This is a genomic window from Plantactinospora veratri (assembly GCF_036421995.1).
Classification (GTDB): domain Bacteria; phylum Actinomycetota; class Actinomycetes; order Mycobacteriales; family Micromonosporaceae; genus Plantactinospora; species Plantactinospora veratri.
Genome location: NZ_JAZGQL010000036.1, coordinates 14121 through 41094 on the forward strand (window position 1 = coordinate 14121; position 26974 = coordinate 41094).

Genomic DNA, 26974 nt, shown 5'->3' on the forward strand with positions numbered 1-26974 from the left:
TTGGCACGGCTTTCCCTTCGCGGGTCAGTTACGTTCCCCGGAAACGTCACCGCCAGGTGCCGTTCCCACGGTTGGCGCCGGCCTGCTTCCTCGGCTCCTAGTCATCCTGCGACCCGCGGCTATACCAGCCCCATATCGAAACTATCTTCGAAAACGAACCGGGCTCCGCCACCTGAGAAAACAGGTGACGGAGCCCGGAAATAGTCCGGTGTGGACGGTTTATTCGCGTACGCCGGCCAGCTCGACCGCGCGGGACCGGAACGCGAGCCGGACCGGGACCACCGCACCGAGTACGGCCAGCGCGGCGCTGACCACGGTGATCACCGCGACGGTGCCCCACGGCACGCTGACCGGGGTGGCCCCGACGAGCTGCCCCAGGGCGAGCCGCAGCCCGGCCAGGTTCACCGCCGACGCCCCGACCGCGAGCAGCACCCCGACGCCGGCCACCAGCAGCGACTCGGCGGCGAAGACCCGCAGCACCTGTGGCGGGGTGGCGCCGGCCAGCCGCAGGATCGCCATGTCCCGGAGCCGGTCCGAGGTCGCCATCACCAGCGTGTTGACGATGGCGATGAAGCAGAAGACGATCGCGATGCCGAGCACCAGCAGCATGCCCAGCGTGCTGGCCTGGCTGTTCTCGCTGCTCTCCTCGCCGAGCCAGTCCTCGGCCGCGACCGCTCGGGCGCCCAGCCCGGCGGTGGCGCTGCCCAGGGCCGACCGGACGGCCGCCGGGTCGGTGCCCTCGCGCAGCGAGACGTAGACCCGGCGGGCCAGGCCGGTGAAGGCGTACTTGGCGGTGCCGGCGTACTTCGTGCTCAGGTAGGCGACGTCGTTGCTGCCCGAGGTGGTGTCGAGCACCGCCACCACCCGCAGCGGCACGCTGCTGCCGTCGGCCATGAAGACCTCGACGGTCTCGCCGACCCCGACTCCCCAGTCGTCGTTGACGATGATGGTGTCGTCGCGCAGCTCGGCCGGGTTGCCCTCGTCGACCGGCAGGGTCAGGGTGCCCGACAAGGCGGCCGGGTCGACCGCCAGTGCCTCGTAGTCGGCGAGCCGGGCGTCGTCCCGGACGTACACCATGGTCGGCAGCGCGGCGACCACGTCGACGCCGGGGATCGCCCGGACCCGCTCGGTGACCGCCTCGCTCACCCCGGGCGTACCGTCCGGGGTGACCACGAAGTCGGCGGTCACCTGGTTGCGCCGGCCGCTGTCCTTGGCCCGGTCGATGGTGGCGGCGGCGCCGAGCAGCGAGATGGAGAGCCCGACGGTGAGCAGCACCGGCGCGGCGGTGGCCGCGGTACGCCGCACCGAGGTCAGCGCGCTCTCCCGGACCAGCATCCCGGCGGCACCGCGGAGCCGGCCGAGCGGCCAGGTGATCAGCCGGGCGATCGGCTTCACCACCACCGGGGCGAGCAGCGCGAACGCCAGGATCGGCAGCATCAGCACCCCGATGTACCGGGTCGGCACCATCACCATGCCCGGGTTCACCACCGCCACCCAGCCGATGGTGACCAGTCCGAAGGCCAGCGCCAGCATCCCGTAGAGCCACCGGCCGGAGGTCATGGTGCGGGTGTCCACGGCGGCGTCCCGGAGCGCCTCGATCGGGCGTACGTCGCCGGCCCGGCGGGACGCCGCCCAGACCCCGGCCAGCGCCACCCCGAGCCCCACGCAGAACGCGATCAGCAACGGCACCCAGACCGCCGGCCCGGTGGAGAAGCCGACGGTGAACCACGGCGGGGCGAGCCCCAGGTCGACCATCCAGCCGGCCAGCAGCGGCGCGACGCCGAGCCCGAGCGCACAGCCGGCGATCGCGGAGGCGAGCCCGACCACGAACGCCTCCGCCAGCACCATCCGGCGTACCTGCCGGGGCGTGGCGCCGACCGTGCGGAGCAGGGCGATCTCCCGCCGCCGCTGGGCGACCGCGAAGGCGAAGGTCGAGGCGACCAGGAAGATCGAGACGAAGCCGGCGACCACGGCGGTGATCGGCAGCAGCGTCTGGGTGTTGTCGATCGCCTCCCGGTCGGCGTTGTAGCTCGGGTCCAGCACGTTGCGCCGCTCGCCGGTGAGCACCTCGGCGTCCCCGCCGACGGCCTGGCGTACCGCCTCCGGCGCCCCGTAGGAGACCAGCGCCTCGACCCGGGGCGAGAGCCGGGCCGCCTCGGCGTCGGTGAAGAAGACCGCGGACTCGAAGTCGGCCGGTGCCGTCACCCCGGCAACGGTGTAGTCGCGCGGCCCGCCGGTGGTGAAGACGGTGACCCGCTCGCCCGGCCCGGCACCGCCGCTCGGCACCACGACCTCGGTGTCGGCCTGCGGCGGCCGGCCGGCGGCCAGCGCGTACGGCGCGAACTCCGCACTCGACCAGCCGTGCCCGACCTGGTCCTCGGGGCCGCCGGCGAGCTGGGCGTAGAAGTTTCGGACCGGAACCGTGCGGCCCAGCGCGCCGACCTCGGCGGCCAGCGCGTCGGAGATGCCACGGGCCTGGATCAGCGAGCGGCTGCCCGGATCGTGCCGGGCCGGATCCCACTCCGGGTCGAGCGCGGCGACCACCACCGGGGCGGCGGCGAACCGCTGCGGTGCCCGCTCGGGCAGCCCCAGGGTGGCGCCGATCTCCAACCCCATCGCGGCGATCATGCCGGCGCCCAGGGTCAGCGCGACGAACGTCCCGACGAACGCGGCCCAGCGCACCCGAAGGGTCTGCAACGCGATGCTCAGCACGCGCCGACCTCCATGCGCGTCATCCGGGCGGCGATCGTCTCCGCCGTCGGGTTGACCAGCTCACCGGCGAGCACCCCGTCGGCGAGGAAGACCACCCGGTCGGCGTTGGCGGCGGTCACCGGGTCGTGCGTGACCATCACGATGGTCTGCTGGTGCCGGTCGACCAGGCCGCGCAGCAGCGCCAGCACCTCCCGGCTGGTGCTGGTGTCCAGCGCACCGGTCGGCTCGTCGGCGAAGAGCACCGCCGGCTTCGTGACCAGCGCGCGGGCGATCGCGACCCGCTGCTGCTGGCCGCCGGAGAGCTGCGCCGGCCGGTGTCCGCCCCGGTTGCCGAGCCCCACCTCGGCGAGTACCTCCGCCACCTCGGACCGGCTCGGCTTGCGGCCGGCCAGCCGCAGCGGCAGCGCCACGTTCTGCTCGGCGGTCAACGACGGCAGCAGGTTGAAGGCCTGGAAGACGAAGCCGATCTTGTCTCGCCGGAGCAGGGTCAGCGCGGTCTCGCTCAGCCCGGTCAGGTCGGTGCCGCCGATCACCACCCGGCCGCCGGTGGGCCGGTCCAGTCCGGCGGCGCACTGCAACAGGGTCGACTTCCCCGAGCCGGAGGGCCCCATGATCGCCGTGAAGCTGCCGGCCCGCAGATCGAGCGACACATCCTTCAGGGCGGTCACCGCGTTCTGACCCGAACCGTACGTCTTGCTCAGCGACTCCAGCCGCACAGCCTGCTCCATAGCGAGCATCCAATCACTGATCGTTAGATCGACACATGAGATACCACCCTGAGAACCCCCGGACCGGCGACCCTGAGGTGTCCCGGGTTTCGGGCGGTTCACCCCTGGTTTCGGGTGTTCCCAGGGTCACTGCCCGGGCGAGACCCCGCCGGTCCCGAACGCGAGCAGTTGTTCCAGTTGTGCGCTGTCGACAAGGGAGACCCGGTCGATCCGGCGCGTCGGGTCGGCGGTGGCCGCCTCCAGCAACCGGCGGTAGTGCCCGGTAAGCCGCTCTATGGTCGCACCGTCGAACAAATCCGTGTTGTACCGGAAGGCACCGGTGAATGAATCCTCCGCCTGGCGCAGCTCCACGTTGAGGTCGAACTGCCCCTCAAGCTGCGGTACGTCGAACGCGGCCAGCCGCAGTCCCGCGTAGGAGATCTCCGGTCCCACGACCGCGCCCTCCGGCACCAGCGGCAGCGGCGGGTCCAGCCGGTCCGCCGCCACCATCGTGAAAGCGATCCGGAACAGCGGCGACCGGGTGCTGCCCCGTGCCCCGCCGAGCATCCGGTCCAGCAGCGGGAACGGGTAGCCGACGTGGGCCAGTCCGGAGAGGAGTTCCCGGTGCGCCGCCGCCACCGCGTCGGCGAAGGTGGCCCCGGTGGCGAACGACGAACGCAGCACCAGGGTGTTGACCAGGTAGCCGACCACCTCCCGCAGCCCCCGGCCGTGCCGGGTCGCCACCGGGCAGCCGACCGCGAAGTCGTCCTGACCGCCGTACCGGTACAGGGTGGCCTGGAAGACCCCGAGCAGGAAGGCGAACGGGGTCACCCCGGCCGCCGAGGCCGCCGCCCGGACCCGGGCCGTCAACTCGTCGGGGAGCCGCAGGTGGTACGTCGCCCCGTCGAAGGTCTGCCGCTCCGGTCGGGGCCGGTCGACCGGGATCGCCCCGGCCGCCACCCCGGTGCAGCGGTTCCGCCAGTACCGTTCCAGCCGGTCCCGCCGGGGTGAGTCGAGCAGTACCCGCTCCGCCTCGACGTGGTCCAGGAAGCTGCCGGTCAGCGGCGCCCAGTCCGGGGCGCCGCCGGCCGCGATCCCCCGGTATCCGGCCAGCAGGTCCCGCAGCAGCAGCCACTGCGAGGTGGCGTCGCTGATGATGTGGTGGGTGACCAGGACCAGGGCGGCGTCGTCGGCGGAGCGGCGCAGCAGCACCACCCGGAAGACCTCCCCGGCACCGAGCCGGAACGGCACCTCGCCGACCGACCGGGCCAGCCCGAGCAGCGCCTCGTCGGTGCGGCCCGGGACGTCCCGGACCTCCAGCCACCGGGAGCCGTCCGCCGGCTCGGCGCCGGCCGGCGGAACGAACTGCCGGGGTACCCCGTCGACCTCGGCGAAGGAAGTGCCGAGCACCGGATGCCGGGCCACCAGCGCGCCGACCGCCCGGCCCAGCGCCGCGACGTCCAACGCGGACCGGACCCGGACCGCGAGCGTGATGTTGTACGCCGGGCTCTCCGGCGCGAGCTGGTAGAGGAACCAGAGCGCCTCCTGCCCGACCGAGAGCGGGTGGCCGGGCCCGGAGCGCGGATCGGCCGGCCCGGCCGGCGACTCCTCCGGGCGGATGCCCTGCACGGTCATCCCCGGGCGCCCAGCACGCCGTGCAGGTGGTTGGCGAGGGCGTTGACGGTCGGGTGGTCCCAGGCCATCGTGGGCTCCACCTCGATGTCGAACCGCTCCTCGACGTCCCCGCTCAGGGTCATCGCGTAGACCGAGTCGAGGCCGATCTCGACCAGCGGCGCGTCGGCGTCGATCTCCTCGGCCGACCGTTGCAGGTAGAAGGCGATCCGGCCGACCAGCCAGCTACGGATGGCGTCGACGGACGTGTCTTGGATGGTTCCGGACATGGTGCACTCCTTTGGCGTACGGACGGAGACGGTCAGCCGGCGAGACGCCGGTTGACGAGATCGAAGCCGCGGTTGTCCTGGTGCCGCGCCAGCAGCTCGATGAAGAGGTGCCGCTCCAGCCCGTCCGGTGCCGCGCCCGGGTCGAGGCCCAGCCGTCCGGCCAGCCGGGTCAGCGCGGCGAGCAGCCACGGGGTGTCCCGCAGGAACGGGTCGTCCTGGTTGTGCCGCCACACCCCGAGGCAGGCGGCGGCGGCCAGCACGGTCGCGTACCGGTCGGTCAGCTCGAAGCTGCGCCGGCCGGCGATCACGGTACGGTCCCGGGGCGGCAGGTCGGCGCAGACTCCGGCGAGCCGGCCGAGTTCGGCGGTGAAGAGCCCGCAGAGCCGGGCGACGGCCGGGTCGGTACCCGGTTCGGCGCCGTGTTCCCGGAGCGTGCCGGTCAGGCTGTCCACCCCCCGGGCGGAGAGCCCGAGGCCGGCGAAGTCCAGCGGGGGCAGCGCGCCGCCGAGCCGGAACAGCTCCGGCGGCGGTGGCGGCGACGAGCGCCAGCCCTGCTGGGCCAGCCGGGGCAGCTGCGGGATGATCGTCGCCTGGCAGACCGCCGCGCTGGCGTGGGTCAGCGTCGCGGCGAGCAGGTCCCGCAGGTTCTTCTGGAAGATCGCGTACGGGCCGTCCCGCAGGTACGACCGGGCGCCCAGCACCACCGAGAGCCGGTACGCCGCGTCCTGCAACATCTTCGGCACCAGGTATTTCACGGCGGCGCTGTAGACACTGGTCTGGCCCGGCAGCACGTGCAGGGCCCGGGCGACCACGGTGGCCAGACAGTCGCTGATCAGCAGGTCCAGGAAGGCGTCGACCAGGGTGGTCCGGGCGTGCGGCAGCTCGGCCACCGGCAGCCCGTACAGCCGGCGGTCGAGGGCGAACCGCAGCACCGTACGCAGTTGGGTGTCGACGATCCCGACGGCCATCCCGGGCAGTACGCCCCGGGTCACCTGGAACGCCCGCAGCACCGTCTCCATCGCGCCACCGAGGTCGCCGACGACCGCGTCGGCCGGCACCGGGCAGCCGGTGAACTCGAGCCCGCCGAGCAGCACCCCGCGCACCCCGGCGGTGCGGTAGCGGCGGAGCTGCCGCAGGTGCTCCGCCGGCAGCGCGGCCATGTCCAGCAGCAGGTGCGAGTGGCTGCGGCTGCCCGGCCGGTCGTCGGTGCGGGCGAAGAGCGTCACCGCGTCCGCCCGGCTCAGGTTGCCGACCATCTCCTTGCGACCGGTCACCAGGAAGCGGTCGCCGGTGAGGTCGGCTCGCAGCTCGGCCCGGCCGAAGTCGGTGCCGTGCGCCAGCTCGTTGTAGCCGGCCGACGCCTTGCCGTGCCGCAGCAGCAGGTCGGCCATCCAGCGCCGCTGCTGCGCGGTGCCACTGGTCCAGACCGGGGTGGCGGCGATGAAGGTGGTGACCCCGTAGCCGACCCCGAGGGTGGTGTCCCGGCGGAACACCGCGCGCAGCACCTGGGCCAGCCGGTCCGCCCGGTCGAACCGGCCGCCGAGGGCCCGGGGCACGAACTCGGCGTTCAGCCCGTACCCGTCGAGCGCCCGCTCGCCGTCGGCGAGCAGTTCGCCGCGCTCGTCGGCGGCGAGCACCGCCGGATAGCCGACCGGGTTCGTCGGATCGTGCGGATCTCCGAGGTACGTCTCCAGGTCCGGCTCGGCCTCCGGGACCGGGCCGGGAACGCGGGCGGTGTCGACGCTCATCGGGCCACCTCGGGAAGCTCTGCGGCCGGCTCGGCGGAGCGCGTCGCAGGCTCGGCCGTCTGCGGGGCCGCCTCGGCGAGCCGGGCCGGAAGCAGCGAGAAGAGCCGGCCCTCGCGGTGCTGGGCCCGCAGATCCGGCAGCAGCCGGTCGTAGTCCTCGCCGTCGTCGGCTTCGGACCCGGTCTCGGCGGCCGGGCCGAGCTGCCCGATCAGCCGGTGCAGGCAGGCGCGCAGCCAGCGGGCGTCCGCCCAGAGCGGGGCGGTCGGGCCGTCGGAGAGCCAGTGCCGGTTGCGCAGCCACAGTTGCAGGCAGGCGGCGGCGGCGAAGGCGAGCGCGTACTCGCCGGCCATCTCGAACGCCTCGGCCGGCACCTGCCGGGGCTGCGGCCGGTACGCGGCCATCCGCTCGTGCAGCCGGTCGACCAGCCCGGCCAGCGTCTCGGCCTGGGCGGCCAGGGCCTGCGGGGCGATGCCGGCGTCGACCAGTTCCAGTACCTCGGCGACGGCGACCGGCAGCCGCTGCACCACGCTGCACCCGGTCCGGGAGAGCAGCGCCAGCCGGCTCCGGTCGAAGTCGGGCAGCGGCCGGGCCAGCTCGACCGTGTCGGCGAGCCCCGGGTCGACCACCCCCCGCCGGTAGCCCCGGACCAGGCCCGGGAACTGGTTGACCAGGGTGTTCAGGTTGACCAGGGTGTTGCCGTCGAAGATGCCGACGATCCGGTGGTCGCGTTCGATCTTCTGGAACAGCCCGTCGGCGTGGTCGGCGGTGAGCAGGGCGCGGGCCCCGAGCACCTGGCCCAGCCGGGGGATGGTCCGGTCCATCATCGTCGGCACCAGGTATTTGGCGACCGCCGAGGTGACGCTCAGCTCGCCGGGGGTGGCGTGGATGCCGCGCGCGGTCAGCATGCTGGTGGCCTCGCCGATCAGCAGGTCGACGTACGCCTCGGTGAGGGTGCGGTTCGCGTGTGGCAGGTCGACCAGCGGCCGGTCGTAGAGCCGGTGCCCGGTGGCGAAGTCGAGGACCAGCCGCAGCGCCTGGTCGGCCAGGCCGAGCGACATCGCCGCGCACATGGTGCGGGTGAGCTGGACACTCTTCAGCACGATCTCCGGGCCGGCGCCGGGCGTGCCGACCAGTGCGTCGGCCGGCACCTCGGCACCGGTGAAGGCGATGCCGCTGATGTCCGCGCCGCGTACCCCGTGGGTGTGCTCCTTCGGCAGGCAGCGGAAGGTGCCGGGGGCGAGCCGCCGCTTGTCCACCATCAGCAGGCTGAAGCCCCGGGTGCCGCCGGCCGGATCGGTCCGGGCGAGGACGCAGACCAGGTCACCCCGGCTGGCGTTGTTGATCAGCCACTTCTCGCCGTCGACCCGGTAGCCGTCGCCGGCCGGCACCGCCGAGACCTCACCGGCGAGCAGGTCGCTGCCGTGCTCCCGCTCGGTCAGCGCCAGCGAGATGACGCTGCCGGCGAGCACCTCGGCACCGACCCGGCGAGCCTGTTCCGGGGTGGCGCCCACCCAGGCGGAGACGGCACCGAGGTAGGTCTTGCCGTGCCCGATCGCGACGGTCAGGTCCCGGCGGGCCAGGATCCGTACCGCGTGCAGCAGCTCCTCGTAGTCGCGCAGCTCGCCGCCGAACTCGGCCGGCACGTACCAGCGGGGCAGGCCGAGCCGGTCCAGCTCGGCGCAGATCTGCGCCGGGAACTCCTCCCGGGTGTCCAGCGCGACGCAGCGGGCGAACGAGGCCGGCCGCTCCGGGTCGTGCGGGTCGCCGAGGCCGTGGTCGAGCCGCTCGGCGAGGGCGAAGGCCGGATAGCGCATCCCGGTCACCCCCGCCCGGCCGGCACCGGCTGCGCGGCCCGCCCGGCCCGGTAGCGGTCCCGGACCTCCGGATCGAGATCCTCGTACGTCGCGTCCAGCACGCCCGAGACGAAGAGTTCCCGCATCATGGTGCGCTGGATCTTCCCGCTGGTGGTACGCCGGACCTGACCGACCCGGACGAAGACGACGTTCGCCACCCGGAGCCCGAGGATCCGGCTCAGCGTCGACTTGACCGCACCGGCCAGGCCGGCGATCTCGGCGGCGTCCCGGGCCCGGGTGCGAAGCTCCTGGACCACCACGATCTCCTCCCGGGGCGCCGGCACCGAGAAGACCGCGCAGGGCAGCCCGGCGAACGCCTCGGCGACCTCCCGGACCTCGCGCTCCACGTCGTGCGGGTAGAGGTTGCGGCCGTGCACGATCATCATTTCCTTGATCCGGCCGGTGACGTACAGCTCGCCGTCGTCGAGGATGCCGAGGTCACCGGTACGCAGGAAGCCGCCGTCGCCGTCCGCGGTCACCGCGCCGAAGGCCCGCCGGGTCGCCTCCGGGTCCCCCCAGTAGCCCCGGGTCACGCTGCCGCCCCGGATCCACACCTCGCCGACCCGGCCGTCCGGCAACACGGTGGAGGTGCCGGGGTCGATGATCCGTACGTCCAGCGCGTTGACCCGGCCGCTGCCGACCAGGGCCAGCCCGGAAGGCGTACCGGCGGGCAGCGGGGTGAAGACGTCCCGGGCCAGCTCGGCGGGGTCGACGTACGCGGTGACCGGGGCGCCGGCCGGGCGGGCCCCGGTGACGCAGAGCGTCGCCTCGGCCAGCCCGTACGTCGGCAGGAACGACTCGTAGCGGAAACCGGCCGGGGCGAACCGGTCGGCGAACCGCTCCAGGGTGGCCGGGTCGATCGGCTCGGCACCGTTGCAGGCGTACCGCCAGCGGGACAGGTCCAGCGCGGCGACCTGCTCGTCGGTGAGCAGCCGGGCGCAGAGGTCGTAGGCGAAGTTCGGCGCGCAGGCCACCTCGGCGCCGTACCGGTCGATCGCCTCCAGCCACAGCTGCGGCCGCTTGAGGAAGTCGTTGGGCCGGATCAGCACGGCGGTGCTGCCGAGATAGAGCGGCGCGATCAGCATCGCGATCAGGCCCATGTCGTGATAGAGCGGCAGCCAGCTGCAGAACCGGGTCTGGTCGGTCCAGCCGAGGGTGCGGTGCACCGAGCCGATGTTGTGCAGCACGTTGCCGTGGGTGACCATCACGCCCTTGGGGTCGCTGGTCGAGCCCGAGGTGTACTGGAGGAACGCGATGTCGTCGGGGCGGGCCGGATAGGGCAGCCACCGGTCGTCCGTCGCCGGCCCGGCCGGTCCCGCGCCGTCGGTCGGGTCCGCCGCGCCGCCGACCCCGGCCGGGGCGTCCAGGTCGGTCGCCGCGAAGGCCAGGTGGTCCAGTCCCTCCTGGAGCATCCAGTCGTCGACCGCGCCCAGGTTCCCCGGATCGGTCAGCACCACGGCCACGTCCGCGTTCCGGGCGATCGCGCTGGTCCGGTCGGCGTGGTGCCGGTAGTTCGCCGGCAGCGGCACCGGGACCGGGATCACACCGGCGTAGAGGCAGCCGAGGAAGCCGGCCACGAACTCCAACCCGGTCGGATACAGCAGCAGCGCCCGGTCACCCGGCCGGCACCGCCGGCCCAGCCAGGCCGCCGTCGACCGGGCCGCCCGGTCGAGTTCGGCGTACGTCAGCGACGTCTCGACGAACCGCTCCCCCGCACCACGGCAGAACACCACCGCCTGCCGTTCCGGCGATCCGGCCACGTTGTGCCGGACCGCCTCGACGATGCTTCCCTTGGACACGTTTGTTTCCCCGGCTTCTCCGGTACGGCATCACCACCGCGCCATCGGCGTTTCCGTGGCAGACCGTACGATCGACGTCCATATTCGGGCTATATCAACGGGCTCAGCCGCAGCCGCCGGCATGCCCCTCGTCGGTCCGGCCCGGCGCACCCACCAACGCCGGCTCCGGTGCCGACCCGCTCTCCGGCACCTGGGTCGGCTCGGCCGTACCCCGCTCGGCGTCACCGCGCTCGGCGTCACCGCGCTCGGCGTTACCGCGCTCGGCGGTAGCCCGCTTGGCGGCGACCGAGGCGGCGAACGCGGCCAGTCGGTCCACTCCCCAGAAGCGGTCGAAGCCGTGCACGAAGAACGGCACCCCGAAGACGCCGTCGCGGTAGATGTCGAGAAGCGCGCCGACGCCCTGGCGGCGTACCTCCGGATCGTCCGCCGCGCCGGAGACCTCGGCCGGGTCGAGCCCCAGCTCGGCGGCGATCTCGGCGACCGTGGACCGGTCACAGATGTTCCGCGCCTCGACCCACCTGGCCTGGTACGCCCGCGCCAGGTAGGCCGGCCCGACGCCGTGCCGCGCCGCCACCAGGTAGCCGAGGTGCGGGATCTCCCAGACCGGCTCCCGGTCCACCGGCCAGCGCAACGTCAGCCCGCGCTCGGCGGTGAGCCGCCGGACGTCGGCGAGCACGTAGAGGTGCTTGGCCCGGGACATCGCGGTGTAGACGAACTCGCCGCCGGCCTCGGCGAGCAGCCGCGAACTCAACTCGTCCGGCTCCCAGAACGGCACCCAGTCCAGCTCGGACACCAGCTCCGGGTACCGCTGGTGCAGGTCCCGGTAGGCGAGCCAGGAGTACGGGCTGCGCAGGCTGAAGTAGAACCGTGGGGTGCGGCGCACCGCCATGGGAAACTCCTCGGGTGCTTCGGGGCGGTACGCGCTACAGCGCGATGCCGCCGTCGACTTGGAAGACCTGGCCGGTGACGTAGGAGGCCCGGTCCGAGACGAGGAAACCGACCAGGTCGGCGGTCTCCTCGGCCCGGCCGAACCGGCCCAGCGGGATCCGGCCCAGCATCTCCTTGGTGACCGCAGGCGGCAGCCCGGCGGTCATGTCGGTCTCGATGAAGCCGGGAGCGACGACGTTGGCCCGGATGCCGTACCGGCCCATCTCCTTGGCCAGCGCCTTGGTGAAGCCGATGATCCCGGCCTTGGACGCCGAGTAGTTGGTCTGCCCGGCGTTGCCGGCCACCCCGGCAACTGACGAGAGCGTCACCACCGCGCCGCGCCGCCGCTTCATCATCGCGAAGACCGCGGACCGGCACACCGTGTAGGTGCCGTCCAGGTTGGTCCGCAGCACCGCGTGCCACTCGTCCTCGCCCATCAGCACCAGCGGCCGGTCCCGGGTCACCCCGGCGACGGTCACCACCGCGTCGATCGGGCCCAGCTCGTCCTCGGTGGCGGAGACGAAGTCGCGTACCTGTGCCAGGTCCACCACGTCGACCTGCCGGGTCAGTACCCGGGCCCCGGCCTCGCGGGCCGCCTTGGCCGCCAGTTCCGCCGCCTCCGCGTTGGCCTGGAAGCAGAAGGCCACGTCGAACCCGTCGGCGGCCAGGCGGCTCACCACCGCCCGGCCGATGCCCCTGGATCCGCCGCTGACCAGCGCGACCCGTCGCTCGTTCTCGCTCATGCCAACACTCCGCTCCGCTCGCTCATGTCGCTCCGCTCCCTACACCGAGACCGGGGTCGGCTCCGCCGGGCGCAGGGCGTCCAGCGGGCGCAGGGTCTGCACGAACTGGCCGAGCCGCATCACCGTCTCGCCGCCGACCACGGTCTCGCCCTCGAGGATCACCGTCTCGCCGACGACCTTGGTCAGCCGGACCCGGTGTTCGAGGACGTCCCCGGGGTAGACCGGGTTGCCGAAGGTGACGTTGCTGATCGACCCGGCCAGCACCACCTTCCCGGCCAACACGTCCGGGTTGGGGGTCTCCCAGCTCGCCAGCAGCACCGCCGCCTGGGCCCAGGACTCGACGATCAACGTCCCCGGGTACGCGTAGTCGCGGTCCACGGACGCCTCGTCGAGCAGTTCGTAGCAGGCCTCGCTACAGGTCACCGCCTTGAGCGCGGCCAGCCGCTCGCCCGGCACCAGCTCGACCACCCGGTCGAGCAGCAGGATCGGATACCGCTGGGGTATCACCTTCCTGATCCCGGCAACCCCGATCATCGGTTCTCCTCGAATCGGTAGCGCAGGCGCAGTTCGGCGGCCGGACCGCGACCCGTATTGATCTTGGCCGAGCAGCGCAGTTCCGGCCCGGACCAGGACAACGCCGCCTCGATCCGCAGCTCGTCGCCGGGGGCGACCGGGCTGAGAAAACGGCACCGGTCCATCGCGGCCAGCTCGGGGCGGTGGCCCTCACCCAGCGCCGCCCGTACGGTCTGGCCCACCAGTTCGACCACGTACACCCCGGGCAGCACCGGAAAGCCCGGGAAGTGCCCGGTGAAGACCGGGTCGCCGGGATCCACCTTGGCGGTCGAGACCGCCGAGGTGTCGTCGGCCTCGACCAACTCCACCAGGTCGGCCAGGGGGGCGCAGCGCGGCGTCACGAGCCGCCCCGCAGCTTGCCCTCGAGGAGCTGGTAGGTGCTGTCCAGCGTGCTGACCGCGATCAGCTCGCTCTCCTCCATCTTGACGCCGTACCGCTTCTCCAGCCGGACGGTGATCTCCAGGGCCATCAGGGAATCCACCTCCAGGTCGTTGACGAAGTGCGCCTCGTCGGTGACGTCGGAGAGGTCGACGTCGATGGTGTCGGCGATGAGCTGCCGGAGGTCTTCCTTGTCGAGCCTCGTGGTGAGCTGGTCAGACATGACTTTCCGTCCTTTCGGTGTGGATCTCGTGGTCCTCCCCGTGGGCGTCCTCGCCCGGGGATGGCTCGGCGAGCACGGACTCGACGACGCCGAGCTGGTAGTCGCCGGAGCGGAAGCCGGGATGGCGCAGCAGCCGGCGGTGGAAGCCGACGTTGGTGGTCACCCCCGCCGACCGGTACTCGGCCAGCGCCCGGTCCAGCCGGCGCAGCGCCTCCTCCCGGGTGGCGCCGTGCGTGACGACCTTGGCCAGCAGCGAGTCGTAGAACGGCGGTACGACGTAGCCGTCGTAGAGGTGGCTGTCCACCCGTACGCCCGGGCCGGCCGGCATCCGCAGCCCGTGCACCCGGCCGGTCGAACCGGCCCAGTCCCGGTCGACGTCCTCGGCGTTGATCCGCGCCTCGATCGAGTGCCCCTCGAACCGGACGTCGGACTGGGTCAGGTCCAGCCGTTCCCCGGCGGCGATCCGGATCATCCAGGCGACGATGTCGATCCCGGTGCGTACCTCGGTGATCGGGTGCTCGACCTGGAGCCGGGTGTTCATCTCCATGAAGTACGCCGCACCGTCCGGCGCGACCAGGAACTCGAAGGTGCCGGCGCTGACGTAGCCGATGTCCCGGGCCCCGGCCACCGCCGCCGCGCAGAGCCGCTCCCGCAGTCCCGGGTCCAGCGCCGGGGACGGGGACTCCTCGACCAGCTTCTGGTGCCGGCGCTGGACCGAGCAGTCCCGCTCGCCGAGGTGCAGCACGGTGCCGTGCCCGTCGGCCAGCACCTGCACCTCGATGTGCCGGGCGGCCGGCAGGTAGCGCTCCAGGTAGACCCGGTCGTCGCCGAAGAGGGTCCGGGCGGCGGACCGGGTCGTCTCGTACGCCAGCGGCAGGTCCTCGGCCCGGTGCACCACGGCGATGCCCCGGCCACCGCCGCCGGCCACCGCCTTGACGATCAGCGGGAAGCCGATCTCGCCGCCGACCGTCACCGCGTCGCCGAGCGAGTCGACGGTGCCGTCCGAGCCGGGCAGCACCGGCACTCCGGCGGCCCGCATCGCCGCCCGGGCCGCCACCTTGTCGCCCATCAGCGCGATGTGTTCGGCGGCCGGGCCGACGAAGGTGAGCCCGACGCCCCGGCAGGAGGCGGCGAAGACCGGGTCCTCGGAGACGAAGCCGCAGCCCGGGTGCACCGCGTCGGCGCCGGACTTGGCGGCGGCGTAGAGGATGGCCGGGATGTTGGTGTAGCTGCGGGCGACCGGGCCGGGTCCGATGTGTACGGCGTGGTCGGCGAGCTGCACCGCCAGGCTGTCCCGGTCGGCGGAGGAGTAGACCTGCACGCTCTCCAGGCCCAGGTCGCGGCAGGCGCGGATGATCCGGACGGCGATCTCGCCCCGGTTGCAGATGAGTACCCGGTTGACCATGTCCGCCCGCCTCAGCCCGGCTCGATGCTGAGCAGCGGCTGCTCGTACTCGACGACCTCGCCGTCGGTGACGTGCACGGCCCGGACGATCCCGCCCCGGTCGGTGACGACCGGGTTCATCATCTTCATCGCCTCCACGATCGCGACCTGGTCGCCGGCCTCGACCCGCTGGCCGATCTCGGCGAAGGGCGGCTGGTCCGGCCCGGGAGACCGGTAGAAGACCCCCATCAGCGGTGCCGTCACCGCCACGGTGCCGGCCGCCGGGGCGACCGCCGTGGCGACGGCGGCCACGGCCGCACCCGGTACCGCCGCCACGGCCGCGCCGGGTACGGCGGAGAGCGCCGCGCCGGTCACCGCCGGGTCGCCGGTGACGGTGAGGACCGCCTCCCGACCCGCTTCGGCGGCCTCGACCTCGATCTGGACGTCGGCCACCGTCACCCGGACCCGCCGGATCGCCGGGTCCCGGACCAGCTCCGCCACCTCGGCGGCGGCCCGTACCGCCCCGCGCAGCGCGGCGTCGGTCGGCCCGGCATCGGCCGGCGGTGCCGGTTCGACGGAGTGCGCCCCGCCGCCGTTCGCGGTCACCGCGCTCCCGCTGTTCGCGGTCGTCGGCGTCCCGCCGTTCGCGGTCACCGGAGTGGCACCGTTCGCGGCCGTGGATCCGGTGCCATTCGCGGACGCCGGACCGGTGCCGTTGGCCGCCCGGACGACGGCCGCCTCGCGGACCTGCTCAGACATGCACGCCTTCCTTCCAGGGTTCCGCCACCGGGCTGCCGGTGGCGGTGCCGTCCGGGGCCAGCACGCCGTAGCCGCGCAGCCGGCGGTAGCGGGCGGCCAGCAGTTCCTCGACCGGGATCCCGGCGAGCTGGCGCAGCAGCCGGCCCACCGCCTCGGCGACGAGTCCGGCGGCCCGCTCCGGGTCACCGGGCGGCTCCGGCAGGATCTCGTCGACCACACCGAGCCGGCCGAGGTCCTCGGCGCGCAGCCGCAGCGCGCGGGCGGCCACCGGCGCCTGCCCGGCGTCACCGAAGAGGATCGCGGCGCAGCCCTCCGGGCTGATCACCGAGAAGACGCCGTTCTCCTGGATCAGCAGCCGGTCCGCGACCGCCAGTGCCAGGGCGCCACCGCTGCCGCCCTCGCCGGTGATCACCGCGACCACCGGGGTACGCAGCCCCGCGGCCAGGGCCAGCGTCTCGGCGATCGCGGCGCTCTGGTTGCCCTCCTCGGCGGCGAGCCCCGGGTACGCCCCCGGGGTGTCCACCAGGGTCACCACCGGTACGCCCCAGCGCTGCGCCAGCTCGAAGAGCCGCATCACCTTGCGGTAGCCCGCCGGGTGCGGCATCCCGAAGTTGTTTGCCACGTTCTCCCTGGTGTCCCGGCCCTTGGCGTGTCCGACCACCACCACCGGGCTGCCGTCCAGCCGGGCCAGCCCGCCGACGATCGCTGCGTCGTCCCGCTCCCAGCGGTCACCGTGCAGCTCGACGAAGTCGCCGAAGATCCGCTCGATGTGCTCCCGCACCGTCGGCCGGTCGGCGGCCCGGGCCCGGCCCACCGCCGTCCAGGCGTCCACCGAGCGTTCGGGCCGCTCGTCGTGGCCCGGAGCACGGGACGGCCGCCCGCCGGCGACCGCCACCGGGCTCCCGGCGGAGGCGCCGGCCGCCGCCGCGCAGAAGCCGACCAGCCGGGCCAGCACGCCACGCAGTTCCTGACGGCGTACCACCAGGTCGACGTGGCCGTGCTCGTGCAGGAACCGCGCGGTCTGGAAGCCCGCCGGCAGCGGCTGCCGGATGGTCTGCTCGATCACCCGGGGTCCGGCGAACCCGGCCCGGGTCCCCTCCTCGGCGATGATCACGTCACCGAGGCTGGCGAATGAGGCGGCCACACCGCCGTAGACCGGGTCGGTGAGCACGCTGACGTAGGGCACTCCGGCGTCCCGGAGCAGCCGGATCGCGGCGGCGGTCTTGGCCATCTGCAACAGGGAGAGCACGCCCTCCTGCATCCGCGCCCCACCGGAGGCGCTGACCGCGACCAGCGGTACCCCGTGATCCAGCGCGGTCTCGGCAGCCCGGGCGACCTTCTCCCCGACGACCGAGCCCATGCTGCCGCCGAGGAAGGCGAAGTCGAGCACCACCAGGGCGACCCGGTGGCCGCCGATGGTCGCCATCCCGAGTACGGCGCCGTCGGCCCGGCCGGTCCTGGCCCGGGCCCGGGCCAGCCGCTGCGGGTACGGCATCCGGTCGGTGAACTCCAGCGGGTCGGCGGCGGCGAGTTCGGCGTCGTGCTCGACGAAGCTGTCCGGATCGACCAGCAGGGCGATCCGGTCGTCGGCGCCCAGCGGCAGGTGGTGACCGCACTCCGGGCAGGTGTGCAGGGCCCGGGCGAGCCGGTCCCGGTGCAGCAGCGCCGCGCAGCGCGGGCACGGCCGCCACGCGCCGTCCGGCAGCCCGTTGATCAGGTCCAGTGTGGAGGCTCCCACGACTCAGCCCACCGCGCCGAGCAGGGTCGCGCCGACCTGGCCGTCCCGGTCCACCCCGGTCACCAGCGCGATCCCGTCGGGACGGTCGGTGAGTTCGGCGAGTGCACCGGCGAGCTGGAACGCCGACGAGGCCGCCGAGGTGTCGCCGAGCAGCGCCCGGCAGTGCACCCGGGTCGGCCGGGCCGCACCGAGCACGTCCGCCAGCGCGGCCTCCTCCTGCGCGCCGAACTCGTCACCGCTGTCCGAGGCGGCCAGCACCGTCACGTCCGCCGGGCTCAGGCCGGCTCCGGCGAGCGCCTCCGCGACCGCCCGGGCCAGCACGGTACGGACCGCCGCCGGGTCGGCGAAGGCGAGGAACCGGGAGCCCCGGACCGCCGCCAGCGGCCGGCGCTGCTGCCGGACCGCGCTGGAGTACGACTCCAGCAGGAAGATCGCGCACCCCTCGCCGAGCGGCGTCGTACCGTCGGCCGGGGCGGCGCCGTACCGGCACCGGGCGTGCCACTCCAGCCAGCCGCGCGACACCGAGTACTCCTCGACCGCGCCGCAGAGCACCGGCTCGGAGTGGCCGCACCGATGCAGCCGTACGGCGTAGTTCAACGCCAGCAGGCCGGTCAGCGAGCCGCCCGCGATGGTGGTGTTCGGGCCCTTCAGCCCGTACCAGATCGCGCTCTGCCCGGCGGCCCGGTTCATCACCGTGTTCGGGAAGCGCGCCGGGTCGACGTGGAACGGCTTCGCTCCGGTCAGCGACTCCCGGGTGAAGTCCATGATGCTCTGCACGCTGCCGGAGTTGGTGCCCAGCACCAGACCGAGCCGCTCCGGCTCGCCCAGCCGCTCCCGGCCGTACCGGTCGAGCAGCATCCCGACGGTGGCCACGGCGATCCCGGTGGCCCGGTCCATCGACCGGGTGCCCTTCTTGCCGAGCACCTCGGCGACGTCGAAGCCGGGGATCAGCCCGGCCCGGTCGTACGGCCCGGGCCAGACCTGGCGGTCCAGCGCGGTCACCGCGGCGGTCCCGGCCCGCAGGCCGGCGGTGAACCGCTCGGCGCCGAGCCCGAACGCCGACGCGGCCGACCAGCCGGAGAGCACCAGTTCGTCCGCGGCGATGGTGGTGACGGTCATCTGTCCCTCTCCCCTCAGACCGCGGCCGGCGCCGCGACCGGCGCCCCGTTCGGCTCCGGCGTCGCGTTCGGCACCGGCAGCACGTCCGGCCCGGATGTCACGTCCGGCTCGACCGCCTCGGCGTGCCGGGGACTCCAGGCCGGAATTCCGGCGATGTTCTCGGCCCCGTCGACCCCGATCGTGTTGCCGGTGATCCAGGACGAGTCGGTACGGGACAGCAGCAGGATCGCCTCGGCCACGTCCTCCGGCTGGGTGAGCCGGCCGTGCGGGTTGGTGGCGCCGGCCTGGGCGACGAACTGGGTGTGCTCCGGGATCCGCTCCAGCGCCGGAGTGACGGTGACCCCGGCACAGAGCGCGTTCACGGCGACGCCGTACCGGGCGAGTTCGCAGGCGAGCTGCCGGACGTGCGACTCCAGCGCGCACTTGGCCGCCGACACCGCGCCGTAGCTCGGCATCACCGAGGTGGCGCCGGAGCTGGTCATCGCGTAGACCTTGGCGCCCCGGTGCAGCAGCTTCGCCGCCATCAGGTCCTGCACCCAGTAGACGAGGCTGTGCGCCATCACGTCGACGGTCATCTCCATCTGCCGCTGGCCCAGCGTCCGGTCCCAGCCGGCGCGCGGCAGGTACGGCAGCAGCGAGCCGAACGCCAGCGAGTGCAGTACGACGTGCAGCCCGCGCGGGCCGGTCAGCTCGGCGATGGTCGGCAGCAGTTGCTCCCGGGTCGACCGGCTGGACGCGTTGACGTTGAAGAAGTGCGCCTGTACCCCGTACCCGCGCAGTTCCGCTTCGAGGTCCCGGGCCGCCTGGGCCCGCTCGCCCATGTCGAGGTGCACCCCGATGACGTTGCCGCCCTCCCGGGCCAGTGCCAGCGCGGTCGCCCGCCCCATGCCGCTGGACGCGCCCAGCAGCAGACTCCACGTGCCTTCCAGGGGAATCAGCATCCCGCGCTCCTTCGTGTCGATCCGGCGGTACGCCAGATCCGGACCATGGCCACGTTTCCGGTGCCGGCCGCGGTGACCAGCAGGCTGTCCCCGTCGGCGGCACGCAGCCGGTCGGCCAGCCGGAGCATCGGGGTGAGGCTGCCGGCGGCGGGCGGACCCGCGTCGCGCACCGGGCCGACGGCGGCCGGCACCGCCCCGGCCACCAGCTCGCTGACCGGCGAGTCGTCCAGCAGCGCGTAGACCGGGACCTGGTCGGCGCCGAGGTCGCGTGCCGCCTCCCGGAGCACCGCCACGGCCCGCTCCCGGGACGACCCGGTGCCGAGCCGGTGCGGCGGCAGCAGCAGGGTGCGGACCGCGCACCGGCCGTAGCCGGTGGCGCCGCGCGCCGCCGCCCGCTCCGGCGGCTCCAGCACCAGCACCACCGCCCCCTCCTCCGGTGCCGCCGCCTCGGGCGCCGGCACCGCCTGCTCCATCGCCCCGGCGAGCAGCAGGTCGGCGCGGCCCGCCGCGAAGGCCCGCGCCCCGACCTGCACCGACTCCAGGCCGGCGACGAGCGGCGAGATCAGGGTGAGGCTGATCCCGGTGAAGCCGTGTTCCATCGACAGCCGGCTGGTCAGCACGTTGACCGCGCCGTACGGGGCGGTGACCGGGCTCAGCTCACTGGCGTGCTCGGCGATCACCGTGCGGTCCTGCTCGTCGTGCAGCGCCGCCGCACCGTTGTTGGTGCCGATCACCACGCCCCGGTCGTGCTCGGCGGCGCCGTCGAGGCAGTCGCCGGCGTCGTCGAGAGCCTGCCGTCCGGCGACCAGCAGGTACTGGCAGGCGGCCGGCAGGTACTTGTAGCCGCGCCGCCCGAGCTGGGTGCGTACGTCGAACCAGGCCCCGTCGGCCGCCGGCCGCTCCACCGGCGGCGCGCAGACGCCGATCCCGGTCACCACGACCTGGCCGGCCGGCGGCATCCGCCCGGCCACCCGGCCGACCGACGGCAGCGGAGCCGGCGGGTGGTCGACCACCCCGACACCGTCCCGGCTCATCCGCCGGCCCCCGCGAGCACCAGCGACACGTTGTTGCCGCCGAAGGCGTACCCGTTGACCATGATCCGGTCGGACCCGAGCGGGGTGACCATGCCCTGCGGCAGCCAGACCCGGCACTCCGGGTCCTGCTCGGCGATCGGCACGTTCGGCGGCACGGTCCGGTGCCGCAGGATCAGCGCCGCCGCCACCGCGGCGACCGCGGCCGCCGCCCCGCCGGTGTGCCCGATCAGCGCCTTGAGGCTGTAGAGCGGCACGTCGGCGCCGAGCACCTCGTTGAGGGCACGGCTCTCCACCACGTCGTTGAGCTGGGTCCCGGTGCCGTGTGGCAGGACGCAGCCGATCCGGTCCCGGTCGGCACCGGTGGAGTCCAGCGCCGCCCGCATCGCCCGGACGATCTGGGTGCCCGCAGGCTCCGGCGCGGTCAGGTGGTAGGCGTCGCAGGTCCAGCCGGAGCCCTCCACCATGGCCTGCACGGTGGCGCCCCGGGCCCGGGCGTGCTCCGCCGACTCGACCACCAGGGCGCCGGCGGCCTCGCCGAACGACGTACCCCGGCGGTGCAGGTCGAACGGGCGGCACCGGACCGGGTCCACCGCGCCCATCCGGTTGAAGCAGGCCAGCATCACCCGGCTGTACGCGTCCGCGCCGACGGTCAGCACCACGTCCGCCTCGCCGGAACGGACCAGGTCGGCGGCGGCACCGAGGGCGAACCCGCCGGCCGCGCAGGCGTTGCTGATCGTGGTCACGACGCTCAGCGGCCCGAGCCGGTCGGCGACCGCCGAGGCGACGCCGACCTCGGTGGTGAACCGGGCGGCCGGCTTGCCGCCGTCCGCCCGCCACTGTTCGTGCAGGCTCGCGTCGCCCATGCAGGTGCCCAGGGCCAGGCCGATCCGGGTCCCCGTCGTCGCCGGCCCGCCCAGCGGCAGGCCGGCGTCGGCGATGGCCTCGTCGACGGCGCTCAGCGCCAGCCGGGACGTCCGGGCGAGCGCCTGCGACTGCGCCGGCAGGTCGGCGTCGGGGACGCCCTGCACCGCCGGCACGTCCATGTTCGCGTACGGGTCCGGCACGGGACCCGGGTCGGTAACCGGTGCCGCCATCATCGCGTCCCAGAGGGCGCGCGTACCACTGCCGTGGCACGTGACGACACCGAGGCCGGTGATGGCGACGCCGGTCATCGACGCGTACTCGGAGCAGCCGGCGTGCCTTCCAGCGCGCTGGCGAGCCGGTCGTCGAAGTCCACCAGGCTCCAGTCGCGACGGTTCTCGATCACCGCGTACCCGTGGGTGATCTTCCCCGTCGCGGTCGGCACCAGGATGCCGTCGCGGAGCACGTAGCAGTCCATCCGGGAGGTGTAGGTGAGCCGCTTGAAGACGTTCTCGACGGTGAAGACCGTGTAGAGGTCCTCCTCCATCCGCGCCTCGTCCAGGATGGTGATCCGGGAGTGCGGCACCACCGGGATCCAGTCCTGCTCGTCCAGCAGCCGCTTGATCGAGACGTTCCGGTCGGCCAGGAAGAGGTCGACGACCTCCTCCATCTGCCGCAGGTAGCCGGACATCTGCATCCGCTCGGTGAAGTGGCAGTAGAAGTACGGGATCCGCCACTTCCAGGCGTACGCGTTGCGGCCGGCGGTGAGCCCGGCCAGCAGGTCGCCCTCGGGCGCCGGGCCGGCGGCGGCCGGCCGGGTCACCTTGACCGGCGACTGGCCCAGCCGCGACACCGTGTACGGGGCCAGCTCGGCCGGCACCTGCTGCGCCGGGTGCCCGTGCGGGTCGAGCCGCAGCTCCACCCGGACCTTGGCGCTGACCGCCTTGATCGGCGGTGCGCCGTTGACCGAGATCTCCACCGCGAAGGCGAGCGCGTCCCCGGGCAGCGGCCGGACCTCGGCCGTGGCCACGTCGTCGATGTGGAAGGCGTGGGTGATCCGGCTGTCGATGTCGACGATGTCGACGCAGAGGCCGTGCCGCTCGTAGAGCCCGCCGGGCGCGAAGCCGCGCTGCCGCAGGTGGTCGAGGACGGCCTCCTCGACCAGGTAGTTGACGTGCTTGAAGCCGATCCAGGTGCAGATGTTGGACCCCTCGTACCGGGGCCGCAGCTCCACACGGGTCACGCCGTCCGCGGCTGGTTCGGAGACGGGACGGGGTGCCAGGGTCGTCGAGTTCACGTGCGCTCCAGGTGTGTGTCGAGGATCGGTTCCGGGGTTGTGTCGGGGGGCGACAGCGGATGGGCGAAGTCCGCCACCAGGGCGGCGAACCGGTCGGGATGCTCGGCCATCGCGAAGTGGCCGCAGTCGGCGAGCAGGGCGTACCGGCCGGCGGGTGCGGCGTCGGCCAGCGCCCGCCCGTCGCCGGGCCGGGCGGCGAAGTCACCGTCGCCGGAGATCACCAGCAGCGGCAGCGCCAGGTCGGCGACGGGCAGGAACGGGGTACGCAGGTAGGCGTCGAAGAAACGCATCCAGCCGTACGGGCCGATCCGCTCCCGGACCCGCTCGCCCATCGCGACGCGTACCTCGGCGGGCAGCCCGGCCGGGGCACTGACCCGGATCCCCTCCTCGAGAATCCGGTGGAAGTGGTTCAGGTAGAAGTCGATCGCCGCCCAGTCGAAGTCGTCGGTGGCCGGCCGGTAGAACGGCGAGACCAGCACCACCGCCCGGGGCAGCGGCACCGGGACCGTGGCCGCCGGGGCCATCGCCGGCCGGACAGCCTCCGGCTCCGTCCCGGTGCGGGCCCGGCCGAGCAGCTCCAGCAGGGTGTTCGCGGCGAACGAGTGCGCGACCACCAGGTCGGCGCCGCCGGGCACCCCGGCCAACGCCTGCGCCGCCGCGCCGGTGACGTCGGCCCGGTGGCTCCAGCCGGTGTCACCGGCGCTTGCCCAGGGCAGCTCGGCGTCCCACAGCTCCAGCCACGCCGGCGCCCGCGACTCGAAGCGGTCCCAGACGGCCCGGCTGCTGCCGAGTCCGTGCAGCAGCAGGGTACGCACCGGCCGGGTACCGGCGCCGGGTCGCCGGCACCGGACCGGTACCCCGGCCCCGTGCGGTACGGCGCGGTCCGGTCTCGGCGGCGCGGAGGTGCTCATCGCCGGTCTCCGCCGACGGTGAGCAGCAGCGCGGCCGCCGCGTCCGAGCCGTCGGCGTCGGCGGTGGCGAGTACGGCACCCCGGTCGTGCCCGTTCAGCCAGGCGGTACCGGCGACGCACTGGAGCACGCCGAGCGCCCCCGAGCAGTGCCCGTGGTACTCGGTCAGGTCGTGGCGGGTCTGCTCGGTCATCCCGGCCGGTCCACCCGCACCGGCACCGAACCACATGTCCACCGGACGCGGGTCGGTACGCCGGATCGCGTCCACCGCCGCCGGCTGGTCCGCCTTGCGGGCGTACGGGCCGAGTTCGGCGAGCGCCTCGACGCCCCGGTCCCGGACCGCCGTCGCCGACTCCAGCACCAGCGCCGCGGCACCGTCGAAGAGCCGCAGGTCGTCGTCGCCCTTGCTCCGGCCGCCGCTGACCAGGTGCCGGACGGGCGCGTTCGCCGGTTCGACCCCGACCACCAGCACCCGGTCCACCCGGCCGGCCAACACCAGCAGCCGGCCCCAGTTGACCGCGTCCAGCCCGGAGGTCGCCCCGTTGCACATGGTCAGGTTGGCGCCGCGCAGCCGGAACCAGATCGCCAGCCAGGACGCGATCACGTTGCTCGCCGTCGCCGGCAGGTTCATCGGGCTCAGCCCGACGTAGGTCTCCTCGGCGATCGTCGACACCGTGTCGCAGACCGTGTCGACGTTGCCGTAGTTCGAGCTGACCACCACGCCGACGGTCTCGCCGGGGACGGTCAGGCCCGGGTCGCCGAGCAGCCCGGCGTCGGCGAGCGCGTCCCGGCCGGCGCAGAGGGCGAGCCGGGTGGCCCGGTCCTTGTAGCGCAGACCCTTGCGGGGCAGGCGGCGGGTCGGGTCGTCTCCGTCGGCGCCCGCCGGGGTACGCCGGAGCAGGTCGTCGGGGCCGGCGATACCGGAGACCGCCACCCCCACCCCGCTGACCACCACGTCGACCGGAGCCATCAGGACACCTTCTCCACGATCGCGACGGCGTTCAGTCCGCCGAAGCCGAACGAGTCCACCTGGGCGACCCGCAGGGTGGCCAGCTCGGCGTGCTCGCGTACCAGTCGGAAGCCGTCGACCTCGTCGATCGGGTTGTCCAGGCCGAGGATCGGCGGCACCACGCCGGAGCGCAGCGCCTCGACCGCCACCACCAGGCTGTGCAGCCCGGAGGCGCCGGCGGTGTGCCCGGTCATCGACTTGATCGCGGTCATGTACGGCGAGGGCGCCACCCCGGAGAAGACCTCCCGGACGGCCTGCGCCTCGGCCTCGTCGTTCAGCGCCGTCCCGGTGCCGTGCAGCATCAGCAGGTCGACGTCGGCCGGCTCCACCCCGGCCCGCCGGTGCGCCTCCCGGGTGACCAGCGCGATGCTCTTGGCGTCCGGCGCCGACGGGTGGTAGGCGTCGCAGTTCACCGCCACCCCCCGGACCCGGGCGTGCCGGTGCCCGGCGTCGGGGCCGTCCGCCTCCCGGCGCAGTACCACGGCGACCGCGCCCTCGCCCTGGAGCATGCCCCGGCGGTCCCGGTCGAAGGGCCGCACCTGCGCGGGCGCCTCCGGGTAGCAGCGGTCCAGCAGCCCGTAGGTGCTCTCGGTGATGGTGTCGACCCCGGCCACCACGACGGTGTCGGCGACACCGAGGTCCAGCAGGTCCATGCCGAGCCCGAGCGCGTAGAGCGAGGCCGAGCAGGCGTTCGCCACGGTGTGCGTGTTGGTGGCACCGAACCGCTTCCGCAACGCGCTGCCGAAGTGCAGGTCGCGGGCGTCGAACGGCACGCCGTCGCGCCAGCTCAGCTCGACGGAGCGCAGCTCCCGCAGGGTGGTGCCGACCAGCACCGGGGTGTCGCCGAGGTCGTCGTCGAGGCCGGCGTCGGCCAGCGCGGCGGCGACCGCCTGCTCCAGCCACCGGCTGGCCCGCAGGGTCTCGTCGCAGCCGGGACCCGGCCGGTCGTCGATCTCGTACGCGTGCTGCGCCCGGTACCGGCTGCGGTCGAAGCCGCGCAGTTCGGCCAGCCCGCTGTAGCCGGCGCAGAGCGAGTCGAAGAACTCGACGGTGCTGCCGCCGATGCTGGCCACCGCACCCATTCCGACCACCAGCGCGGTCATGCCGTCACCTCGTCGTACCTGCCGAGGATCAGCACCGCGTTGTTGCCGCCGAAGGCGAGCGCGTTGTTCTGCACCACCCGCAGCTCGGCGTCCTGGGCCACGTTCGGTACGCAGTCGAGCCCGCACTCGGGGTCGGTCTCGACGTGGTTGATGGTCGGCGGGATGAACCTGTGGGTGATGGCCAGCGCGCAGGCGGCCGAGGCCAGGGCGCTCGCCGCCCCCATGGTGTGCCCGATCATCCCCTTGATCGAGACCGTGCGCGGTGCCCCCTGCCCGAAGACCTGCCGGATGGCACCGGCCTCGGTGACGTCGTTCGCCTTGGTCCCGGTGCCGTGCGCGGAGATGAAGTCGATGTCCTCCGGCTTCACTCCGGCGTTGCGGTGGGCCAGCTCGATGCAGCGGGCGATGCTGTTCTGGTCCGGCGCGACCGGGTGGTACGCGTCGCAGTTGAGCCCGTAGCCGAGCACCTCCGCGTAGATCCGGGCACCCCGGGCCCGGGCCGAGTCGAGGCTCTCCATCAGCAGGATGCCGGCGCCCTCGCCGGTGAGGATGCCCTTGCGGTTGCGGTCGAACGGCTGGCACGCCTCCGGGGCGATGGTGCCGAGCCGGTAGAAGCCGGTGAAGGTCTTCCGGCACAGCGCGTCGGCACCGCCGCAGAGGGCGACGTCCACGTCGCCGCTGCGGATCGCGTCCAGGCCGTACCCGACCGCGTAGTTGCCGGCCGCGCAGGCGGTCGGGATCGTCACCGCCTCGACGTCGGTCAGCCCGAGTTCGGCGACGATGCTCGACGAGAGGCGGCCGGCGGGAACCCGACGCGCCACGACCGGGTCGAAGTGCTCCGCCCCCCGGTCGACCTGGACCCCGACCAGTTGGTCGAGGTCGTGCGATTCGCCGTCCGTGGTCCCCACCGACACCAGCGCGCGGCGGGACCGCAGCTCTTCGAGAGACATGCCCGCGTCCGCGACCGCCATGCCGGCGGCGGCGGCCGAGAGCTGGCTCGCCCGGCCGAGCTGTGCCGGGTCGACGTTGTGCAGCCAGCGGGCCGGGTCGAAGTTGGTGATCTCGCACCCGTTGGCGTACGCGAACCCGGTCGTGTCGAACGCGGTGATCGGCTTGACCCCGCTCCGACCGGCCCGCAGCCCGGCGAGAAACTCCTCGACCCCGATTCCGATGCTGGTCACCACGCCGAGCCCGGTGACGACCACCCGGCGGGGCGATCGAGCATCGCCTGGCAGAACGCTCATCATCGCGCCTCAC

Annotated in this window: 24 protein-coding genes; all 24 read right to left on the reverse strand. The window is 73.7% G+C overall.

The features are described from left to right. Nucleotides 1-219: 219 nt before the first annotated feature. Nucleotides 220-2712: an FtsX-like permease family protein gene (locus V1634_RS32580; protein WP_331211461.1), complete on the reverse strand. Its 2493-nt coding sequence runs from the start codon at nt 2710-2712 to the stop codon at nt 220-222. Then, the gene (locus tag V1634_RS32585; protein ID WP_331211462.1) at nt 2706-3449 is read right to left on the reverse strand and encodes an ABC transporter ATP-binding protein; all 744 of its coding nucleotides are present in this window, start codon (nt 3447-3449) and stop codon (nt 2706-2708) included. The genes V1634_RS32580 and V1634_RS32585 overlap by 7 nt, the downstream gene beginning before the upstream one ends. A 117-nt stretch (nt 3450-3566) precedes the next feature. Continuing rightward, on the reverse strand, nt 3567-5054 hold the full coding sequence (locus tag V1634_RS32590) for a condensation domain-containing protein (protein WP_331211463.1): 1488 nt from the start codon (nt 5052-5054) through the stop codon (nt 3567-3569). Then, complete coding sequence (locus V1634_RS32595) at nt 5051-5320, reverse strand: acyl carrier protein (RefSeq protein ID WP_331211464.1); 270 nt, start codon at nt 5318-5320, stop codon at nt 5051-5053. The genes V1634_RS32590 and V1634_RS32595 overlap by 4 nt, the downstream gene beginning before the upstream one ends. Before the next feature lie 32 nt (nt 5321-5352). After that, a complete protein-coding gene (locus tag V1634_RS32600) occupies nt 5353-7068 on the reverse strand; it encodes an acyl-CoA dehydrogenase family protein (RefSeq protein ID WP_331211465.1) in 1716 nt (571 codons plus the stop codon). Further along, nucleotides 7065-8882, reverse strand: a complete 1818-nt coding sequence (locus V1634_RS32605) for an acyl-CoA dehydrogenase family protein (RefSeq protein ID WP_331211466.1) — start codon at nt 8880-8882, stop codon at nt 7065-7067. The genes V1634_RS32600 and V1634_RS32605 overlap by 4 nt, the downstream gene beginning before the upstream one ends. A gap of 5 nt (nt 8883-8887) precedes the next feature. Then, nucleotides 8888-10720, reverse strand: coding sequence for a fatty acyl-AMP ligase (locus V1634_RS32610; RefSeq protein WP_331211467.1), 1833 nt, complete (start codon nt 10718-10720; stop codon nt 8888-8890). A 103-nt stretch (nt 10721-10823) separates the two neighbouring features. Then, a complete protein-coding gene (locus tag V1634_RS32615; RefSeq protein ID WP_331211468.1) occupies nt 10824-11609 on the reverse strand; it encodes a 2-hydroxychromene-2-carboxylate isomerase in 786 nt (261 codons plus the stop codon). A 34-nt stretch (nt 11610-11643) separates the two neighbouring features. Continuing rightward, the gene (gene fabG / locus V1634_RS32620) at nt 11644-12390 is read right to left on the reverse strand and encodes a 3-oxoacyl-[acyl-carrier-protein] reductase (RefSeq protein ID WP_331211469.1); all 747 of its coding nucleotides are present in this window, start codon (nt 12388-12390) and stop codon (nt 11644-11646) included. Between the two features lie 39 nt (nt 12391-12429). Next, complete coding sequence (locus V1634_RS32625) at nt 12430-12924, reverse strand: 3-hydroxyacyl-ACP dehydratase FabZ family protein (RefSeq protein WP_331211470.1); 495 nt, start codon at nt 12922-12924, stop codon at nt 12430-12432. Further along, entirely contained in the window at nt 12921-13304 is a 384-nt protein-coding gene (locus V1634_RS32630; protein ID WP_331211471.1) for a 3-hydroxyacyl-ACP dehydratase FabZ family protein, read from the reverse strand. The genes V1634_RS32625 and V1634_RS32630 overlap by 4 nt, the downstream gene beginning before the upstream one ends. Further along, a complete protein-coding gene (locus tag V1634_RS32635; protein ID WP_331211472.1) occupies nt 13301-13564 on the reverse strand; it encodes an acyl carrier protein in 264 nt (87 codons plus the stop codon). Before V1634_RS32635 ends, V1634_RS32630 begins: the two co-directional genes overlap by 4 nt. Further along, nucleotides 13557-14969, reverse strand: a complete 1413-nt coding sequence (locus tag V1634_RS32640; protein ID WP_331211473.1) for an acetyl-CoA carboxylase biotin carboxylase subunit — start codon at nt 14967-14969, stop codon at nt 13557-13559. The genes V1634_RS32635 and V1634_RS32640 overlap by 8 nt, the downstream gene beginning before the upstream one ends. Before the next feature lie 11 nt (nt 14970-14980). Beyond that, nucleotides 14981-15706 carry an acetyl-CoA carboxylase biotin carboxyl carrier protein gene (locus tag V1634_RS32645; RefSeq protein WP_331211474.1) on the reverse strand — a complete coding sequence of 242 codons (726 nt, stop codon included), beginning with the start codon at nt 15704-15706 and terminating at the stop codon, nt 14981-14983. Further along, entirely contained in the window at nt 15699-17444 is a 1746-nt protein-coding gene (accD, locus tag V1634_RS32650) for an acetyl-CoA carboxylase, carboxyltransferase subunit beta (RefSeq protein WP_407951892.1), read from the reverse strand. The genes V1634_RS32645 and accD overlap by 8 nt, the downstream gene beginning before the upstream one ends. 3 nt (nt 17445-17447) lie before the next feature. Further along, nucleotides 17448-18563, reverse strand: coding sequence for a beta-ketoacyl synthase N-terminal-like domain-containing protein (locus tag V1634_RS32655; protein WP_331211475.1), 1116 nt, complete (start codon nt 18561-18563; stop codon nt 17448-17450). A 14-nt stretch (nt 18564-18577) separates the two neighbouring features. After that, nucleotides 18578-19504 (reverse strand): SDR family oxidoreductase, encoded by a 927-nt coding sequence (locus V1634_RS32660; RefSeq protein ID WP_331211476.1) that lies wholly within the window; start codon nt 19502-19504, stop codon nt 18578-18580. Further along, nucleotides 19498-20538 (reverse strand): beta-ketoacyl synthase N-terminal-like domain-containing protein, encoded by a 1041-nt coding sequence (locus V1634_RS32665; protein ID WP_331211477.1) that lies wholly within the window; start codon nt 20536-20538, stop codon nt 19498-19500. Before V1634_RS32665 ends, V1634_RS32660 begins: the two co-directional genes overlap by 7 nt. Next, nucleotides 20535-21710 (reverse strand): beta-ketoacyl-[acyl-carrier-protein] synthase family protein, encoded by a 1176-nt coding sequence (locus V1634_RS32670; protein WP_331211478.1) that lies wholly within the window; start codon nt 21708-21710, stop codon nt 20535-20537. Before V1634_RS32670 ends, V1634_RS32665 begins: the two co-directional genes overlap by 4 nt. Then, a complete protein-coding gene (locus V1634_RS32675) occupies nt 21707-22642 on the reverse strand; it encodes a thioesterase (protein ID WP_331211479.1) in 936 nt (311 codons plus the stop codon). The genes V1634_RS32670 and V1634_RS32675 overlap by 4 nt, the downstream gene beginning before the upstream one ends. Before the next feature lie 50 nt (nt 22643-22692). After that, nucleotides 22693-23607 carry an alpha/beta fold hydrolase gene (locus V1634_RS32680; RefSeq protein WP_331211480.1) on the reverse strand — a complete coding sequence of 305 codons (915 nt, stop codon included), beginning with the start codon at nt 23605-23607 and terminating at the stop codon, nt 22693-22695. Continuing rightward, nucleotides 23604-24575 (reverse strand): beta-ketoacyl synthase N-terminal-like domain-containing protein, encoded by a 972-nt coding sequence (locus V1634_RS32685; RefSeq protein ID WP_331211481.1) that lies wholly within the window; start codon nt 24573-24575, stop codon nt 23604-23606. Before V1634_RS32685 ends, V1634_RS32680 begins: the two co-directional genes overlap by 4 nt. Then, entirely contained in the window at nt 24575-25717 is a 1143-nt protein-coding gene (locus tag V1634_RS32690; RefSeq protein WP_331211482.1) for a beta-ketoacyl synthase N-terminal-like domain-containing protein, read from the reverse strand. The genes V1634_RS32685 and V1634_RS32690 overlap by 1 nt, the downstream gene beginning before the upstream one ends. Next, a complete protein-coding gene (locus V1634_RS32695; RefSeq protein ID WP_331211483.1) occupies nt 25714-26961 on the reverse strand; it encodes a beta-ketoacyl-[acyl-carrier-protein] synthase family protein in 1248 nt (415 codons plus the stop codon). The genes V1634_RS32690 and V1634_RS32695 overlap by 4 nt, the downstream gene beginning before the upstream one ends. Between the last annotated feature and the right edge of the window lie 13 nt (nt 26962-26974).

Excerpts from the sequence above, each read along its gene's own strand:
- V1634_RS32625 (WP_331211470.1), bottom strand. The coding sequence starts at position 12,924 with ATGATCGGGGTTGCCGGGATCAGGAAGGTGATACCCCAGCGGTATCCG.
- V1634_RS32615 (WP_331211468.1), bottom strand. The coding sequence starts at position 11,609 with ATGGCGGTGCGCCGCACCCCACGGTTCTACTTCAGCCTGCGCAGCCCG.
- V1634_RS32640 (WP_331211473.1), bottom strand. The coding sequence starts at position 14,969 with ATGGTCAACCGGGTACTCATCTGCAACCGGGGCGAGATCGCCGTCCGG.
- V1634_RS32660 (WP_331211476.1), bottom strand. The coding sequence starts at position 19,504 with ATGCTGATTCCCCTGGAAGGCACGTGGAGTCTGCTGCTGGGCGCGTCC.
- V1634_RS32695 (WP_331211483.1), bottom strand. The coding sequence starts at position 26,961 with ATGAGCGTTCTGCCAGGCGATGCTCGATCGCCCCGCCGGGTGGTCGTC.
- V1634_RS32665 (WP_331211477.1), bottom strand. The coding sequence starts at position 20,538 with ATGAGCCGGGACGGTGTCGGGGTGGTCGACCACCCGCCGGCTCCGCTG.
- V1634_RS32685 (WP_331211481.1), bottom strand. The coding sequence starts at position 24,575 with ATGGCTCCGGTCGACGTGGTGGTCAGCGGGGTGGGGGTGGCGGTCTCC.
- V1634_RS32605 (WP_331211466.1), bottom strand. The coding sequence starts at position 8,882 with ATGCGCTATCCGGCCTTCGCCCTCGCCGAGCGGCTCGACCACGGCCTC.
- V1634_RS32645 (WP_331211474.1), bottom strand. The coding sequence starts at position 15,706 with ATGTCTGAGCAGGTCCGCGAGGCGGCCGTCGTCCGGGCGGCCAACGGC.
- V1634_RS32635 (WP_331211472.1), bottom strand. The coding sequence starts at position 13,564 with ATGTCTGACCAGCTCACCACGAGGCTCGACAAGGAAGACCTCCGGCAG.
- V1634_RS32690 (WP_331211482.1), bottom strand. The coding sequence starts at position 25,717 with ATGACCGCGCTGGTGGTCGGAATGGGTGCGGTGGCCAGCATCGGCGGC.
- fabG (WP_331211469.1), bottom strand. The coding sequence starts at position 12,390 with ATGAGCGAGAACGAGCGACGGGTCGCGCTGGTCAGCGGCGGATCCAGG.
- V1634_RS32585 (WP_331211462.1), bottom strand. The coding sequence starts at position 3,449 with ATGCTCGCTATGGAGCAGGCTGTGCGGCTGGAGTCGCTGAGCAAGACG.
- V1634_RS32600 (WP_331211465.1), bottom strand. The coding sequence starts at position 7,068 with ATGAGCGTCGACACCGCCCGCGTTCCCGGCCCGGTCCCGGAGGCCGAG.
- V1634_RS32655 (WP_331211475.1), bottom strand. The coding sequence starts at position 18,563 with ATGACCGTCACCACCATCGCCGCGGACGAACTGGTGCTCTCCGGCTGG.
- V1634_RS32595 (WP_331211464.1), bottom strand. The coding sequence starts at position 5,320 with ATGTCCGGAACCATCCAAGACACGTCCGTCGACGCCATCCGTAGCTGG.
- V1634_RS32680 (WP_331211480.1), bottom strand. The coding sequence starts at position 23,607 with ATGAGCACCTCCGCGCCGCCGAGACCGGACCGCGCCGTACCGCACGGG.
- V1634_RS32670 (WP_331211478.1), bottom strand. The coding sequence starts at position 21,710 with ATGACCGGCGTCGCCATCACCGGCCTCGGTGTCGTCACGTGCCACGGC.
- V1634_RS32590 (WP_331211463.1), bottom strand. The coding sequence starts at position 5,054 with ATGACCGTGCAGGGCATCCGCCCGGAGGAGTCGCCGGCCGGGCCGGCC.